This window comes from Novosphingobium sp. (assembly GCF_036803765.1).
Classification (GTDB): Bacteria; Pseudomonadota; Alphaproteobacteria; order Sphingomonadales; family Sphingomonadaceae; genus Novosphingobium.
On sequence record NZ_DAIRTS010000013.1, the window covers coordinates 60423 to 75485 of the forward strand.

A 15063-nucleotide genomic window follows, 5' to 3' on the forward strand; every position below is an offset into this window, starting at 1 on the left:
TCACGCAGAGGCGCAAAGGCGCAGAGAGAGGCCCGGTGCAAAGCGTCGATGTGATCAGCGGCGACGTGGTGGATGCGGCGATTCGCATTCATCGTGAATTGGGGCCGGGCCTGCTGGAAAGTGTCTATGAAACCGTTCTAGCGGGAGAATTGCATCGCCGGGGTTATGCGGTCGACCGGCAAAAGCCGGTCGATATCAGCTTCGACGGCTTGCACTTTGCTGCTGCGTTCCGAGCAGACCTTGTCGTGGAAGACAGGCTGATTGTTGAAATCAAATCCGTCGAACGGATTACCGGCGCGCATGGGAAGCAGTTGCTGACGTATCTGCGTCTGATGAAACTTCCGGTCGGCCTGTTGCTCAATTTCTCGGGAGAGACGATGGAAGAGGGTATTCGGCGGGTCGTGAACAACCATTGCCCAAAGCCCTGAAACCCTCTGCGCCTTTGCGCCTCTGCGTGAACGAATAAAATGGAGACGAACATGGAAAATCGCCTTTTCGACCTGACCGGCATGACCGCGCTGGTGACGGGTGCTGCCGGCGGGATCGGGTCGGCGATCAGCCATGCGCTGGCGCGGCAGGGGGCGCGGCTCGCGTTGTCCGGGACCAACCCGGCCAAGCTGCGCGCCTTCCGCGAGGAACTGAACGACACCTATGGCCATGACCACGTCGAGGTGACCTGCGACTTGTCGAACGCCGAGCAGGTCGAGAAGCTGGTGCCCGCCGCGCTCGATACGCTGGGCAAGATCGACATCCTCGTCAACAACGCCGGCATCACCCGCGACAACCTGACGATGCGCATGAAGGACGAGGAATGGGATGCGGTGATCCGCGTCAACCTCGAGGCGGCGTTCCGCCTGATGCGCAGCGCGACCAAGCCGATGATGAAGGCGCGCTTCGGGCGCATCATCTCGGTGACCAGCGTGGTCGGTGCCACCGGCAATCCCGGGCAGGTCAATTATGCCGCCGCGAAGGCCGGCCTCGTCGGCATGTCGAAGAGCCTCGCGCAGGAACTCGCCACGCGCAACGTGACGGTCAACTGCGTGGCGCCGGGCTTCATCCGCACCGCGATGACCGACGTCCTGCCCGATTCACAGAAGGATGCGCTCAACGGCCGCATCCCGATGGGCCGCATGGGCGAGGGGCAGGACATCGGCGCGGCTGTCGCCTATCTCGCCAGCAAGGAAGCGGGCTACGTCACCGGCCAGACGCTGCACGTCAACGGCGGCATGGCGATGTTCGCATGATCCGACGGGCGGGCATCGCGGGGCTGCTGGCGATGGCGCTCGTCGCCGCGCCGCCGGTTGTCGCGCGCCCGCCCGACGTCATGGCCTGCGCGATCAAGGCCGCGCCCGAGGGTCTCGAGGCGCGCGTCGGGGCGGCCATGCTGGCACCGAGCACGCCGGCCGCGGCGCAGACCCAGGCCGACGTGCGCGCGCTCAGCGATGCCTGCGCCTATGAACAGCTGCTCAGCGATGTCCAGCGCGAGGCCTACTTCGGCTATACCTGGGGGCGCATGGGGCGCGATGCGCTCGACGGGCGCATGGCCGCGCTCGGCATATCCGCGGCGCTGATCGACACCGCGCTCGACATCGGCCCGGGCAATACCAACAACCCCGCCGAGCAGGTCACGCGCGGCGACCTCAGGCGCGTGGGAGAGGCGCTAGACGCCGCCGGCAAGCCGCAGGCCAGCGTCACCAGCGAGGGGTGGCAACTCATCACGGCGTGGATCATGGCCACCGCGCAGATGTTCGACGGGCAGCGCCAGCTCGACTGACCGGCCAAAACAGGCCCGAAACCTCCTTTTTTGCAGCATTTATGCACAGTTTACCCGGGCTGGTGCATGGGGAGCCTTGTCGCCCGGCCGGGCCACGCTAAGAAAGGTGGTCCGAAGAACGCATCGCGTGCGAATCCGCGCGTGTCTGGCGTTCGCTGTCGGCCGACCGGTATATGCCCGTGCGGCCGGGAACGAGACTGGGGATAGAGACGAGAATGAAGGCGACCATCGAACGCGCGACGCTTCTGCGCTGTCTGTCCCATGTCCAGTCGGTCGTCGAGCGCCGCAACACCATCCCGATCCTCTCGAACGTGCTGATCGAGGCGGCGGCGGACAACACGGTGCGCCTGATGGCGACCGACCTCGACCTGCAGATCGTCGAATCCATGCCGGCCGTGTCGGTCGAGGGGCCGGGCGCGATCACGGTGTCGGCCCACCTTCTGTTCGACATCGCGCGCAAGCTGCCTGATGGCTCGCAGGTCAGCCTCGAGACGGCGGACAACCGCATGACGGTCAAGGCCGGGCGCAGCCGCTTCCAACTGCCTACGCTGCCGCGCGACGATTTCCCGATGATCGTCGAAGGTGACCTGCCGACCAGCTTCGAGCTGCCGGCGCGCACCCTGGCCGAACTGATCGACCGCACCCGCTTCGCGATCTCGACCGAAGAGACGCGTTATTACCTCAACGGCATCTTCTTCCACGTCGCCGACGAAGTGCTCAAGGCCGCCGCTACCGACGGTCACCGCCTTGCGCGCTACACCCTGACCCGCCCCGAGGGCGCGGAGGGCATGCCCGACGTGATCGTGCCGCGCAAATGCGTGGGCGAACTGCGCAAGCTGCTCGAAGAAGTGCTCGACACCAACGTGCTCGTCGACCTCTCGGCCAGCAAGGTCCGCTTCACGCTGGGCGGCGAACATGGCGTGGTGCTGACGAGCAAGCTGATCGACGGCACGTTCCCCGATTACAGCCGCGTCATTCCGACCGCCAACGACAAGCTGCTGCGGCTTGATCCCAAGAGCTTCTACGAGGGCGTCGATCGCGTGGCGACGATCGCCACCGAGAAGACCCGCGCGGTCAAGATGGCGCTCGACACCGACCGCGTGACGCTGTCGGTGACCAGCCCGGACAACGGCACCGCGGCCGAAGAATTGCCCGCCGACTATACCGCGCAAGGGTTCGAGATCGGCTTCAACGCCAATTATCTCAAGGACATCCTCAGCCAGATCGATGGCGACCTGGTCGAATTGCACTTGGCCGATGCCGGTGCGCCGACCCTGATCCGCAAGGACGACAAGTCGCCCGCGCTCTACGTGCTGATGCCGATGCGCGTCTGACGGGTGGCGGGGCGACAGGCCCCGCACCCCAAGACATGCCGGCCCCTCACGTAATCGGTGACAATCGTGCTGATCCGGGTGAACACCTAACAGGTCGTCGTGCACCTTTTGACAGGTTGCGACCTAGAACCGCGCATCTTCCCGACGCGAGGTTTGCGGTTATGGCACTGTCTCAGCAGGACATCGACGACAAGGTATCCTTCTTCAATATCCGTGCCGCCGATGTCGCCCGGTTCGGCCAGATCGGCGGCGCGGTCGCCGCACTGGCGCCGGCGGCGCTCGGGCGCCTCTACGATACGATCGCCATCAATCCCGAAACCTCCAAGTATTTCGGCTCGCGCCAGGCGATGGACCATGCGCGCGACAAGCAGATCGATCACTGGGCTGCCATGTTCTCGGGCCCTCCCGGCCTCGACTACGCGGAACGGGCCCAGCGGATCGGTGATGTGCACGCGCGCATCGGGTTGTCGCCCGGCTGGTATATCGGCGCGTATGCCACGGTGCTCGACGACGTCATCGTCCGCTACCTGACCAGCGGCATCGGCCGGATCGGCAAGGGGCGCGCGCGCGCGGTCGGCACGCTCGTCAAGATGGCACTGCTCGACATGGAGGTGGCCATGTCGGCCTATTTCGAGGCCGAGGAGAACAAACGGCAGGCGGTGGTGGAGCAGGTGGGCTACACCGTGCGCAAGATGACCGAGGGCGATTTCACCGTGGCGCTGAGCGGGCTGCCCGAAGCCTACGCGACGCTCGAGCGCGATCTCGAGACGATGCGCTGCAAGGTGCGCGATGCGCTGCGCGATGTCGGCACCGGCGCGCGCGCGGTGGATACCGGGGCGCAGGAAATCCGCCAGGCGTCCGACGATCTGGCCCGGCGGACCGAACAACAGGCCGCCTCGCTCGAAGAGGCATCGGCCTCGATCACCGCGCTCGCCGGCACGGTACGCATGACGGCGGACGATGCCACCGGGCTCCATGCCTCGGTACAGGAGGCGCAAAGCGATGCGCGGGCGGGCGGAACCGTCCTCGAGGAGGCGGTGCAGGCCATGAACGACATCCATCGCTCCGCCTCCGAGATCGGCAAGATCATCGCCGTGATCGACGGCATCGCCTTCCAGACCAACCTGCTGGCGCTCAACGCCGGGGTCGAGGCCGCGCGCGCAGGCGACGCGGGCCGCGGGTTTGCGGTGGTCGCCACCGAAGTGCGCGCGCTGGCGCAGCGGTCGGCCGAGGCGGCGCTGGATATCAAGAAGCTGATCGGGCAGAGCTCGGCGCAGGTCGGGCGCGGGGTAACGCTGGTCGGCCAGACGGGCGAGACGTTCGAGCGGATCGTCGGCCGTGTCGGGGCGATCGCCGGGGTCGCTAGCGCGATCGCCGAGGGTGCGCGCGAGCAGGCGGGCAACATCAAGCTGATCCAGGAAGCGGTTCACCAGCTCGACATGATGACGCAGCAGAACGCGGCGATGGTCGAGGAGGCGACCGCCGCCTCGCGCAGTCTCGCCGCCGAGGCCGACAGCATGGCCGGGTTGGCGCGCAAGTTCCGCCTCGACGGCGAGCCGACGCGGATTGCGGCTGCGCCCCGGCGCGCGGCGTAGCGTGTCTGCCGCCCGCCGCGGATGCGCCCGTCAGGCGGCGTCGAGGAAGGACCGGAGGCTGGCGGCAAATCCTTCGGGATCGGCCAGCATGAACAGGTGACCGCCGCCATGGAACCACTCCAGGCGGCTTCCGGGGATCGCGCTATTGAGGAACTGCGCGTTGGCCGGGGGAATCAACTGATCTTCCTCGTCGTGGAGGATGAGGGTGGGAATATCGAGCAGCGGCAGGAAGCCCGCGCTGCTCCATCCCGCGAACGCAGCCATCTGACAGGCCCAGCCGACGGGTGACGGCGGCGTTGCCGCATTGAGCGAAACGGCATGGCGACCGCCGCCGTTGTAGAGCATCGCCAGGTTGCGCTGCAGGGTGCGCGCCACGGTATATTCGAGTGGATCGGCCATGTGGCTAAGCAGGGCGGGGTTGCCCGGCACCATCGCGGCCCCAGCAGCGGTCGCGGCCAGTGCAAGACGGCCGGTCCGGGCCCGATGCTGGAAGGCGAACTGCTGCGCCACCGCGCCGCCCCAGCTGATGCCGAGGATATCCACGGCATCGAGGTGCAGCCGGTCGAGCAGCGCGGCCAGCGTCAGTGCCATGCAGGGGATGGTATAGGGGAAGATCGGATCGGGCGACTTGCCGATGCCGGGCATGTCGAAGCTGATCACCCGGCGGCAGGACAGGGCCTGCGCCACCGGCTCGATCAGTTCCATGTTCATGCCGATGCCGTTCAGCAGGACGAGCGGGCGCGAACCGGTGGCGCGCGTGTGCCACTGGCCGAGCCGCAGGCGCCGGCCGGCCACCCCGATCATCGCGAAATCCGCTGTAGAACTCGCCACTTGTGTAAAAACTCCCGCGCCCGCCGGCAGTCGGCGGGCCGATGACCCCGCGCGCGGCCTAGCAGCTTCATATCGGTGGTAAAAGTGGGCACATTTCGCGGCGGCGGATCAGGTCTGCTTAACGGTTTCTCAAAGCCGTTCAGGCATTGCAGGCCGCATGGCAGACGCATCCCTAACCACGCCCGACGAGACCGAAGCGCCGATGGCGGACCGCCGCGACTATGCGCGCACGCAGCGCCGTCGCGAGCGCGTGCCCTCCAGCTATGCCCCGTCACAGCGGCGCGGGCGTGCCCTGGTTGCCCGCGAATGGCCGCAGATTGCGGTTCCGATGGTGGTCGGACTGATCGGACTGTCGGCGTTGAACGGCACCTTGCCCGACAGCACCGTGGTCTCACTCGGCGCCACCTCGGCCGTGCTGGCGCTGCTCGGTGTGCTGGCGGTCCGGCTTGAGTCGCTGATCGAGAGGAGCACGGCCGCGCGCATGGTGCTGATGGCGCTCGCCGTCGGCATGCCGATGGTGCTGTTCGGTGCCGCGGTCGGGCACTGGGCCGAAATGGGCGGTATTCCCTGGCTTCAGGCGCTGGCGTTGCTGGTGACCGTCTCGCTTTTGGCGACGGTTTTCGAAAGCGGCCAGCTGGCCGGCTTGCTGGTGACGCAGGTCTCGATCTGGGCGGGCGTTGCATGCTCGGCGAGCCGCCTCGGCGGCATGATCACGCTGGGCATCGGCGTCGCGGTCGCGGTTGCCGCCTATTTCCGCCAGCGCGAGGTCGAGCAGCGCGAGCGTGAGCAGATGGAGATCGAGACGCGCATCCAGACGCGCGCCCAGGAAATCCTCGCCGATTACGAAGAGACCGGGCAGGGCTGGTTCTGGGAAACCGACCGTCGCGGCCAGATCACTTATCTGTCGCGCCCCGTCGCGCAGATCCTGGGTCGTAGCGTCGAGGAACTGATCGGGCGCCCGTTCCCCGAACTGTTCAACCTGGCCGACCAGGCCGGCGAGGGCGAGCGGACGCTGGCCTTCCATCTTTCGGCACGGTCGAGCTTCAACGAGCTGGCGGTGCGCGCGGCGACCGACATCGAGGAGCGCTGGTGGCAGATCAATGGCCGCCCGACTTACGATACCTTCAACAATTTCCAGGGCTTCCGCGGCTCGGGCACCGATCTGACCGAAAAGCGCCGCTCGGCTGAGTATGCGACGCGTCTGGCGCAGTTCGATTCGCTGACCGGCCTGTCGAATCGCCTGCGCATGTCGCAGACGCTCGAGAAGATCCTCGTCGCGCCGCAGGTGCAGCACCGCGCCTGCGCGGTCTTCCTGCTCGACCTCGACCGGTTCAAGCAGGTTAACGACACGCTCGGCCACCCCGCGGGCGACGCCCTGCTCAAGCAGGTGGCGCAGCGTCTCGAACGCGTCATCGGTAACGTCGGCCGGGTCGGTCGCCTGGGCGGCGACGAATTTCAGGTCATCATCCCCGGCAAGGTCGAGCGCGAGCAACTCGGCTTCCTCGCCGGCCAGGTGATCGACCAGCTGTCCGCGCCCTATTCGATCGAGGGCAGCCGCGTGATGATCGGCGCCTCGGTGGGTATCGCGCTGGCGCCCGACGACGGCGTGACCAGCGAGGCGCTGATCCGCAATGCCGACCTTGCGCTCTATGCCGCAAAGGATGGCGGGCGCGGGCGCTATCACTTCTATGCAGCCGACCTGCACAGCGATGCCGAGGAACGGCGCCAGCTGGAAGAAGAGCTGCGCGACGCGGTGGCCCATGGCGGGCTCGAGCTGTTCTACCAGCCGGTTGTCCAGACCGCGACGGAGCGGATCACCGGCTTCGAGGCGCTGCTGCGCTGGCAGCACCCCGAGCACGGCTTCATCCCGCCAAGCAAGTTCATCCCGATCGCCGAGGAAACCGGCCTCATCGCCACGATCGGCGAATGGGCGCTGCGCACCGCGTGCCAGGACCTTGCCAAGTGGCCCGACAACGTGCGCGTGGCGGTCAACGTCTCGACGCTGCAGTTCGCAAACCCGCAGCTGCCGACGATCGTGACCTCGGCGCTGGCTCATGCCGGTGTCGATGCCGGCCGGCTCGAACTCGAAATTACCGAAAGCGTGTTCCTCAACAACGACGAGGGCACCGACCAGATGTTCAAGCAGCTGAAGGCGATCGGCGTGCGCCTGGCGCTCGACGACTTCGGCACCGGGTATTCCTCGCTGGGCTATCTGCGCTCGGCGCCGTTCGACAAGATCAAGATTGACCAGTCGTTCGTGCGCGGTGCGACGCAACCGGGCAGCCGCAACGGCGCGATCATCGCCTCGATCGTCAGCCTTGCCGAGGCGCTCGGCATGGAAACCACGGCCGAAGGCGTCGAAACGCTCGATGAACTCGACCTCGTGCGCATGCTCGGCTGCAGCCATGTCCAGGGCTACATCTACGAACGTCCGCTGTCGGCGATGAACGCCGCCGCGCGGCTGTCGACCGGCCTCGTCGCGCTGGCGCAAGGCCCGCGTTCGGCCCGCGCCAGCCGCCAGTCGATGCTGCGCAAGGTCGTGCTCGAGAACGGCGGGCACAGCTACAACGGCATGATCCGCAACATCTCGATGACCGGCGCGCTGGTCGAGGGGCTGTGGAACGTGCCGGTGGACACCGTCTTCCGCATCCAGCTGGCCGATGGGCACAGCGTCAACGGCACCTGCCGCTGGAGCAACGACGATCGCATGGGCATCGAATTCACCGTGCCGCTGCGCTCGGGCGAAGACGGCCGCATCGCCGTGACGCAGGTCAAGCCCACGCCCCCGGTCGCCGAGCGGACGATCCAGCGCAAGGTCGGCTGACCGGCACGGTTCGATGATCCTCCCTGCCGAAGGCGGGGAGGGGGACCGCCGACGAAGTCGGTGCTGGAGGGGCGAGTTGCGCAAGGCTTCACCCCTCCGTCAGCCGCTGCGCGCCTGACACCTCCCCATGGAATGGGGAGGATCTGGGTTGTTATTTGATCCTCCCTGCCGAAGGCGGGGAGGGGGACCGCCGGCAAAGCCGGTGGTGGAGGGGCGCGTTGCGCAAGGCCTCGCCCCTCCGTCAGCCGCTACGCGCCTGCCACCTCCCCATGGAATGGGGAGGATTTGGGTGCAAAAATTAACCGTCAGGCCTCGGCGCACAGTCCGTTGAGGAATCGCTGCGCGATGGCGCCGGCTTCTGCGCTGTCGAAGCAGTCGGGCGAGAGGCACAGCTCCAGCCACAGTCCATCGACGAGTGCGGTCACCGCAATTGCCGCGTGGCGCAGGTCCGGCGTTGCCACGCCGGCGGCGGCGAGCAGGGTTTCCAGTCGCGAGCGGTAGCTGGCATATTGCTCGTCATGCTGGCGCGCGATCTGCGGCTGGCTCGTCACCAGGCTCCAGAACGCGATCCAGGTCGAGAGCAGCGCGGGCTCGGCGATGGGGGCGGCAAAGCTGGCGGTGACGAAGGCATCGAGCCGCGCGCGCGGCGTAGGCCCGGCGGCGGCGACCGCATCGTCGAGCGCCTGCGCGACCATCGCGTCGACATGGGCATAGGTCTCGGCAATGAGCGCGTCGACGCCCGCGAAGTAGTGACTGACAAGGCCTGCCGACACGCCCGCTTCCTGCGCGATGGCCCGCACGCTGGCACCGCCCGCCCCCGCGCGCGCCAGGACGCGCATCGTCGCCTCGATCAGGCTGAGGCGCCGGGCGTCGGGCTCGGCACGACGGCCCAGTGCCATGGGGGCAGGAGCAGCATCCATCTTGCGCAATTCCAAAGTTGTTGTACGTTCGTTCAATAAGCGGGCGAGTTGGGGACCGAGTCATGGCTGATCTTGCGCTGGAAGAACACCGCCAATCGCGGATCGCGCAATGCGCGGGAGAGGGTGCGCCCGATCCCGATGCGGACTGGAGCCTGCCCGGCTGGATCTATACCGATCCCGAATTCGCCGATCTCGAGATCGAGCGGGTCATCCGTCCCTCGTGGCAGATCGTGTGCCACGCCAGCGACATCCCCAACCCCGGCGACTGGCGCACCATCGACTATTGCGGCGAAAGCGTCGTGGTGGTGCGCGGCGACGATGGCGTCATCCGCGCGTTCCACAATGTCTGCCGCCATCGCGCGATGCGGCTGGTCGAGGGTGAGGCGGGCTGTTCGCGCAAGTTCATCTGCGCCTACCATGCCTGGGCTTACGAGACCGACGGGCGTCTGACCGGGGTGCCGATGAAGCGCGACTATCCCGCGCTGCGCCTCGAAGACAACGGACTGGCGCCGGTCGCGCTGGAAGTGTGGCATGGCTTCGTCTTCGTCCGGCTCGAGGATGCAGGTTTTCCGTCCGTTGCCGCGATGATGGCGCCGTACGAGGCCGAAGTCGCACCGTACCGTTTCGCCGAGATGGAGCGGATTTCCGACGTTCGCCTGCGCCCGCGCAGCGTGAACTGGAAGAACGTGGGCGACAATTATTCCGACAACCTGCACATTCCGGTGGCGCACGACGGGCTGACGCGGATCTTCGGCAAGTCCTACGAGATCGAGGCCCAGCCCTGGGTCGATCGCATGAAGGGCGACCTCGTCGACCAGCCGAGCGCGCATTTCTGGGAGCGGTTCTACCAGGCGCACCTGCCGCGCGTGCCGCACTTGCCCGAGGGCGCGCAGCGGCGCTGGCTCTATTACAAGCTGTGGCCCAACATGGCGTTCGACATCTACGCCGACCAGATCGATTTCATGCAGTGGCTGCCGACCTCGCCGACCACCTGCGTGCTGCGCGAAATGGCCTTTGCCTTGCCCGATCGCTACACCCCGCCGGGCGAGGAGCGGCGCATGAAGCTGGTGCGCTATGCCAACTGGCGGATCAACCGCGTGGTCAACCAGGAGGACACCTGGCTGATCGAGCGCGTCCAGCAAGGCATGCATTCGGCCAGCTATGGCGCCGGGCCGATCGGGCGCAGCGAGGTGTGCCTGCGCAGCTTTGCCCGCAAGATCCGCACCCTGATCCCCGAGGCACGGTTGCACCATGCGCCGGGGGCGGGGTGGAGCCGGAACGCTGCCTTGGGGGTGGGGGAAGCCACGCCTGACATATCCAACGGAAAGGAAGCCCCACGATGAGCAACCGCTACGACGCCCTGATCATCGGCGGCGGTCACAATGGCCTGGTCTGTGCGTTCTATCTCGCCAAGGCGGGGATGAAGGTGCGCGTGCTGGAACGCCGCGACATCGTCGGCGGGGCCTGCGTTACCGAGGAATTCCACCCCGGCTTCCGCAACTCGACCGCCAGCTATACCGTCAGCCTGCTGCGTCCCAAGGTCATCGCCGACATGAAGCTGGCCGATCACGGCTATCGCGTGCTCGAGCGGCAGATCAGCAACTTTTTCCCGTTCGAGGACACGTACCTCAAGCTGGGCGGTGGAACCGCGCGCACCCAGGCCGAGTTCGCACGCTTTTCGCAAAAGGATGCAGACGCCTATCCCGCTTATGACGCGGCGCTGGAGCGTGTTGCGCAAGTGCTGCGCGACCTGTCGCTGCAGACCCCGCCCAATGTCGGCGGCGGCATCCACGCGCTGGCGGCGGCGGCGCGGCAGGGCTGGCCGATGGCCAAGATGGACCTGGCCGCACAGCGCGACCTGCTCAACATCTTCACCCGTTCGGCCCGCGATTTCCTCGACGAATGGTTCGAGGACGACCACGTCAAGTCCGCCTTCGGCTTCGACGCGGTGGTCGGCAACTTCGCCGGCGTGTCGACGCCCGGCTCGGCCTATGTCCTGCTGCACCATGTCTTCGGCGAAGTGAACGGCAAGCTCGGCGCCTGGGGCCACGCGGTGGGCGGCATGGGTGCGATCACGCAGGCCATGGCCAAGGCCTGCGAACTGGCTGGGGTGGAGATCAGCCTCGAGAGCCCGGTCGACAAGGTGCTGGTCAACAACGGCAAGGCTGCCGGCGTGAAGCTGGCGGGCGGCGAGGAGCTCTATGCCCCGATCGTCGCGGCCAACGTCGGCCCGGCGCTGCTCTATCGCCAGCTGGTCGAGCGCAGCGACATGGAGCCCGACTTCGCGCGCGCGATCGACAACTACAAGACCGGCTCGGGCACGTTCCGCATGAACGTCGCGCTGTCCGAACTGCCCGATTTCACCGTGCTGCCGGGCAAGGAATTGGCCGAGCATCACACCGCCGGCATCATCATCGCGCCCGGCATGGACTACATGGACCAGGCCTATGACGACGCGCGCGTCCACGGCTGGTCGAAGAAGCCGATCGTCGAGATCAAGATCCCCAGCACCGTGGACAAGACGCTGGCGCCCGAAGGCTGCCACGTCGCCAGCCTGTTCTGCCAGCAGTTCAGCCCGCAGCTGCCCGACGGGCGCAGCTGGGACGACGTGCGCGAGGAGGTGGCCGATCACGTCATCGACACGATCACGCAACACGCGCCCAACTTCAAGGGCGCGGTCATCGCCCGCCAGATCCACTCGCCGCTCGACCTCGAGCGCAAGTTCGGCCTGATCGGCGGGGACATCTTCCACGGACGCATGAGCCTCGAGCAGCTCTGGGCGGCGCGGCCGGTGCTGGGCCACGGCGATTATCGCTCGCCGATCAAGGGCCTCTACATGTGCGGGTCGGGCACCCATCCGGGCGGCGGCGTGACCGGCGCGCCGGGGCACAACGCCGCGGCCGAGATCATTCGCGACCGCTCGCTGCTGTGGAAGATGCTGCACCGGGGCTGATGGGGGCTGGGCCGACTGGGGCTGGGCTGAGAGGGGCGGGGCTGGGAGCCGGAGCAGCCGGCTTGTTCGCGGCTATCCAGGCGTGGACCTTGTCCTCCAGCACGGGCAGGGGCAGGGCGCCGCTGTCGAGCACTTGCGCATGGAAGGCCTTGAGGTCGAAGCGCGGGCCCAGCTGCGCCTCGGCCTCGGCGCGCAAGCGCTGGATGGTCAGGGCGCCGATCTTGTAGGCCACCGCCTGGCCGGGATCGGCGATGTAGCGATCGACCTCGGCCTCGGCATCGCTGCGGCCCATGCCCGAATTGGCGAGCATGTAGTCGAGCGCCTGCTGCCGGCTCCAGCCTTGGCTGTGCAGGCCGGTGTCGACCACGAGGCGCATGGCGCGCAGCATTTCGTCGTCGAGCGTGCCCCAGTGCTGCATCGGGTCGGCATAGAAGCCCATGGGATAGCCCAGCGTCTCGGCATAGAGCGCCCAGCCTTCGACATAAGCGGTGTTGCCGCCGAAGCGCTGGAAGTCGGGCAGGCTCGTGTCTTCCTGCGCGAGGCTGATCTGGAAATGATGGCCGGGCGCGCCTTCGTGCAGATAGAGCGTATCGATTCCGGTGAGGAAGCGGCTCTTCAGGTCGAAGGTGTTGAAATAGAACACCCCGGGCCGGGTGCCGTCGGCGCTGCCGGGGCTGTAGCTGCCGCCGGCCTCGAAGCGTGCGCGGTAAGCGGGATGGGGCGTAATCAGCAGCGGGGTGCGCGGGATGCGCTGGAAATAGCGCGGGGCCTGCTCGGCCACGCGCGTCGCGACGCTGCGATAGCCGGAGGCGAGGTCTTCGGGCCGGCGCGGATGATAGTGGGCGTCGCTGCGCAGCGCGGCGAAGAAGTCGGGCAGCGGGCCACTGAAGCCGAGCTCGGTCTTGACCGTGTCCATCTCCCGCTGGATGCGCGCGACTTCGGCGCGGCCGAGGGTATGGACCGCGCCCGGGTCGAGATCGAGCGTGGTATGATGGCGCAGCAGCGCACGATAGAGCTGGGCGCCGCCGGGCAGGGCGTCGATGCCGACGCTGGTGCGCGCCGCAGGCATGTATTCGTCGGCCAGGAAAGCGCGCAACCGCCGATAGGCGGGATAGACGGCCTTGACGGTCACGGCGCGATAGGCTTGCCAGCGACGCTGCCGCAGGAGCGCGGTCTGCTTGCGGCTGCCCCCCGCCTTGTTGCCCGTGCTGGCCGGGGCCATGAACAGCGATCGCTCGGGCGCGCGGGCCAGCACGGCATCGATCTGTCCGATCAGCGTTTTGACCACCGGAGCCGGGCTGGTCACGCCGCGGGCCATGCCCTCGCGATACCGGGCGATCACCGTGTCGAACACGCGGGGCAGCGCGCGGTCGCGGGCGAGCGTCATTGCATCGTCGGCCTCGTCGGGGCCGGAGGTCGATGCCAGGGCGGGATACTCGACCTGCAGCCCGCCGACCGGATTGAGCGGGGTCAGCGCGAGGGTGTCGGCCACCGCGGGCGAGAGCATCGCCTCCTCGTCGCGCAGCACGGCGGCATAGGCCTTGGCGGAGATGCGGTGGCGGGCATCGAGCGAGGCGGGATCGATCCGCGCGAGACGGCCCAGCGCAGCGGCGTTGCGTGCGCGCTGGGCTGCGGTCAGCGCTGGTTCGAACAACGAGACGAAGCGCGTGGCCGGCAGGTCTTCGCCGCGCTCGAGCGTGTCAATCGGATCGAGCGCACGGCGGGCGGTATCGTCCTGTGCGAGGAAGGCGTCGAGCGCCGCGTCGGCAAGCGGCTGCGACGGGGCTGCGGAGGTCGCTGTCGTCGGCACGATGGCAAGCATTGCCGTGCCCATGAACAGCAGCACCGCCCAGCCCGGCCGGGAGCGCCGGCCCAGGGTCAGAACCATGGGCGCGACCGGTACCACTTCGTGACCACGTACTTGACCCCGCGCACCACGGGCCGACCGGCATGGAGGCTCTTGGGGTTGGGGCGGCCGTCCTCGCGCATGTTGTTCCACACCAGCAGCGCGCCCGGCTGCGGCGGGATCGACAGCTCGACCTGCGGGAACTCAGTGCTGCCGCCTTCTTCGACCGCGTTGAGATAGGCCATCGCCGTCCAACTGCGCTGCCCTGCGCGCGCCATCTCGTCCTGCCACATCGGGTCGGAGGGGCGGAAATGATCGAAGTGCGGCTTGAATTCCTGGCCCGGCTGGTAGCGCTGGCCCTGGATCGTCTCGCCGCAGGCCGGGTCCAGCCCCGTTAGGTCGTCGAGCCGTCGCTGGAGCATGCGGATAAAGGGATCGTGGGGATCTACGTCGCCGCTGTAGCTGGTTCGGCCGGCGTCGGCGCCGTATGTGGACGAAGGCCGCGCGACGCCATCGACGATGGCGATGAGGCGCTCGCACTCCACCGGGCTGAAGAATTGCCCGACGGCGTAGATCTCCAGTCCGGCGACATCGAGCCGGTAGGCAAGCGGGTCGGCATCGAGCCGGGCCCGTACGGCGTTGCCGGTGCGTTGCAGGTCGGCCCGCTCCTGGTCACGATCGCGGGGGAACGAAATCATCATCAGCGGGTCATGTACCATGCCCGGCCCGGCGGCAAGGCGGCGTGCTGCATCACAAGGGGCAGGGCCACCGAATTCCGGGCAGGAATTTCTACGACCGAACTTTTGATCCAATTCGGAGAGAAACGGTCGAAAACTGGGATTAAAGTTTTAAAAGAAACTGATGCGCCGCTTTGCCGGGGGGTAAAGCCCGGCAAGGCCAATTCATAATCGGACAGAGCCCTATTGCGCCACAGATTGTTGGAATGGGGTTTGTTTAGGCCGCCTGTTTGTTGACAGTTGGTCGTC

12 protein-coding genes are annotated in these 15063 nt (G+C 67.2%); 8 read left to right on the forward strand and 4 right to left on the reverse strand.

What is annotated here, in order from left to right; all coding sequences use genetic code 11:
- Positions 1 to 35 precede the first annotated feature (35 nt).
- The 5 genes from V7Q48_RS10530 to V7Q48_RS10550 all read left to right on the forward strand — a co-directional run bounded on the left by V7Q48_RS10530 (position 36) and on the right by V7Q48_RS10550 (position 4703).
- Complete coding sequence (locus V7Q48_RS10530) at positions 36 to 428, forward strand: GxxExxY protein (RefSeq protein WP_442947123.1); 393 nt, start codon at positions 36 to 38, stop codon at positions 426 to 428.
- Positions 429 to 479: 51 nt separating this feature from the next.
- Positions 480 to 1244: a 3-oxoacyl-[acyl-carrier-protein] reductase gene (fabG, locus tag V7Q48_RS10535; RefSeq protein WP_333838006.1), complete on the forward strand. Its 765-nt coding sequence runs from the start codon at positions 480 to 482 to the stop codon at positions 1242 to 1244.
- A complete protein-coding gene (locus tag V7Q48_RS10540; RefSeq protein ID WP_333838007.1) occupies positions 1241 to 1774 on the forward strand; it encodes a hypothetical protein in 534 nt (177 codons plus the stop codon). Before fabG ends, V7Q48_RS10540 begins: the two co-directional genes overlap by 4 nt.
- A gap of 215 nt (positions 1775 to 1989) precedes the next feature.
- On the forward strand, positions 1990 to 3108 hold the full coding sequence (gene dnaN, locus V7Q48_RS10545) for a DNA polymerase III subunit beta (protein WP_333838008.1): 1119 nt from the start codon (positions 1990 to 1992) through the stop codon (positions 3106 to 3108).
- A 161-nt stretch (positions 3109 to 3269) separates the two neighbouring features.
- Entirely contained in the window at positions 3270 to 4703 is a 1434-nt protein-coding gene (locus V7Q48_RS10550; RefSeq protein WP_333838009.1) for a globin-coupled sensor protein, read from the forward strand.
- A gap of 30 nt (positions 4704 to 4733) precedes the next feature.
- Here V7Q48_RS10550 and V7Q48_RS10555 read toward each other — a convergent pair whose 3' ends face one another.
- Positions 4734 to 5534, reverse strand: a complete 801-nt coding sequence (locus V7Q48_RS10555; protein ID WP_333838010.1) for an alpha/beta fold hydrolase — start codon at positions 5532 to 5534, stop codon at positions 4734 to 4736.
- Between the two features lie 157 nt (positions 5535 to 5691).
- On the opposite strand from V7Q48_RS10555, the gene V7Q48_RS10560 reads away from it, so the two are divergent.
- Positions 5692 to 8358: an EAL domain-containing protein gene (locus tag V7Q48_RS10560; protein ID WP_333838011.1), complete on the forward strand. Its 2667-nt coding sequence runs from the start codon at positions 5692 to 5694 to the stop codon at positions 8356 to 8358.
- 305 nt (positions 8359 to 8663) lie between these two features.
- Here V7Q48_RS10560 and betI read toward each other — a convergent pair whose 3' ends face one another.
- On the reverse strand, positions 8664 to 9257 hold the full coding sequence (gene betI, locus V7Q48_RS10565) for a transcriptional regulator BetI (RefSeq protein ID WP_333838012.1): 594 nt from the start codon (positions 9255 to 9257) through the stop codon (positions 8664 to 8666).
- Positions 9258 to 9340: 83 nt separating this feature from the next.
- Here betI and V7Q48_RS10570 point away from each other — a divergent pair, with 83 nt between their 5' ends.
- Positions 9341 to 10621, forward strand: coding sequence for an aromatic ring-hydroxylating oxygenase subunit alpha (locus V7Q48_RS10570; RefSeq protein WP_333838013.1), 1281 nt, complete (start codon positions 9341 to 9343; stop codon positions 10619 to 10621).
- On the forward strand, positions 10618 to 12231 hold the full coding sequence (locus tag V7Q48_RS10575) for a phytoene desaturase family protein (RefSeq protein WP_333838014.1): 1614 nt from the start codon (positions 10618 to 10620) through the stop codon (positions 12229 to 12231). The genes V7Q48_RS10570 and V7Q48_RS10575 overlap by 4 nt, the downstream gene beginning before the upstream one ends.
- Here the strand turns inward: V7Q48_RS10575 and V7Q48_RS10580 are convergent.
- A complete protein-coding gene (locus V7Q48_RS10580) occupies positions 12185 to 14119 on the reverse strand; it encodes a DUF885 domain-containing protein (protein ID WP_333838015.1) in 1935 nt (644 codons plus the stop codon). The genes V7Q48_RS10575 and V7Q48_RS10580 overlap by 47 nt on opposite strands.
- Positions 14110 to 14778, reverse strand: coding sequence for a prolyl hydroxylase family protein (locus V7Q48_RS10585; protein WP_333838016.1), 669 nt, complete (start codon positions 14776 to 14778; stop codon positions 14110 to 14112). The genes V7Q48_RS10580 and V7Q48_RS10585 overlap by 10 nt, the downstream gene beginning before the upstream one ends.
- Positions 14779 to 15063: the final 285 nt, after the last annotated feature.

What these genes read in the sequence shown, in the direction of transcription:
- fabG (WP_333838006.1), top strand. Translation starts at nt 480, where the DNA reads ATGGAAAATCGCCTTTTCGACCTGACCGGCATGACCGCGCTGGTGACG.
- V7Q48_RS10585 (WP_333838016.1), bottom strand. Translation starts at nt 14,778, where the DNA reads ATGATGATTTCGTTCCCCCGCGATCGTGACCAGGAGCGGGCCGACCTG.
- V7Q48_RS10580 (WP_333838015.1), bottom strand. Translation starts at nt 14,119, where the DNA reads ATGGTTCTGACCCTGGGCCGGCGCTCCCGGCCGGGCTGGGCGGTGCTG.
- V7Q48_RS10540 (WP_333838007.1), top strand. Translation starts at nt 1,241, where the DNA reads ATGATCCGACGGGCGGGCATCGCGGGGCTGCTGGCGATGGCGCTCGTC.
- betI (WP_333838012.1), bottom strand. Translation starts at nt 9,257, where the DNA reads ATGGCACTGGGCCGTCGTGCCGAGCCCGACGCCCGGCGCCTCAGCCTG.
- V7Q48_RS10570 (WP_333838013.1), top strand. Translation starts at nt 9,341, where the DNA reads ATGGCTGATCTTGCGCTGGAAGAACACCGCCAATCGCGGATCGCGCAA.
- V7Q48_RS10550 (WP_333838009.1), top strand. Translation starts at nt 3,270, where the DNA reads ATGGCACTGTCTCAGCAGGACATCGACGACAAGGTATCCTTCTTCAAT.
- V7Q48_RS10560 (WP_333838011.1), top strand. Translation starts at nt 5,692, where the DNA reads ATGGCAGACGCATCCCTAACCACGCCCGACGAGACCGAAGCGCCGATG.
- V7Q48_RS10575 (WP_333838014.1), top strand. Translation starts at nt 10,618, where the DNA reads ATGAGCAACCGCTACGACGCCCTGATCATCGGCGGCGGTCACAATGGC.
- dnaN (WP_333838008.1), top strand. Translation starts at nt 1,990, where the DNA reads ATGAAGGCGACCATCGAACGCGCGACGCTTCTGCGCTGTCTGTCCCAT.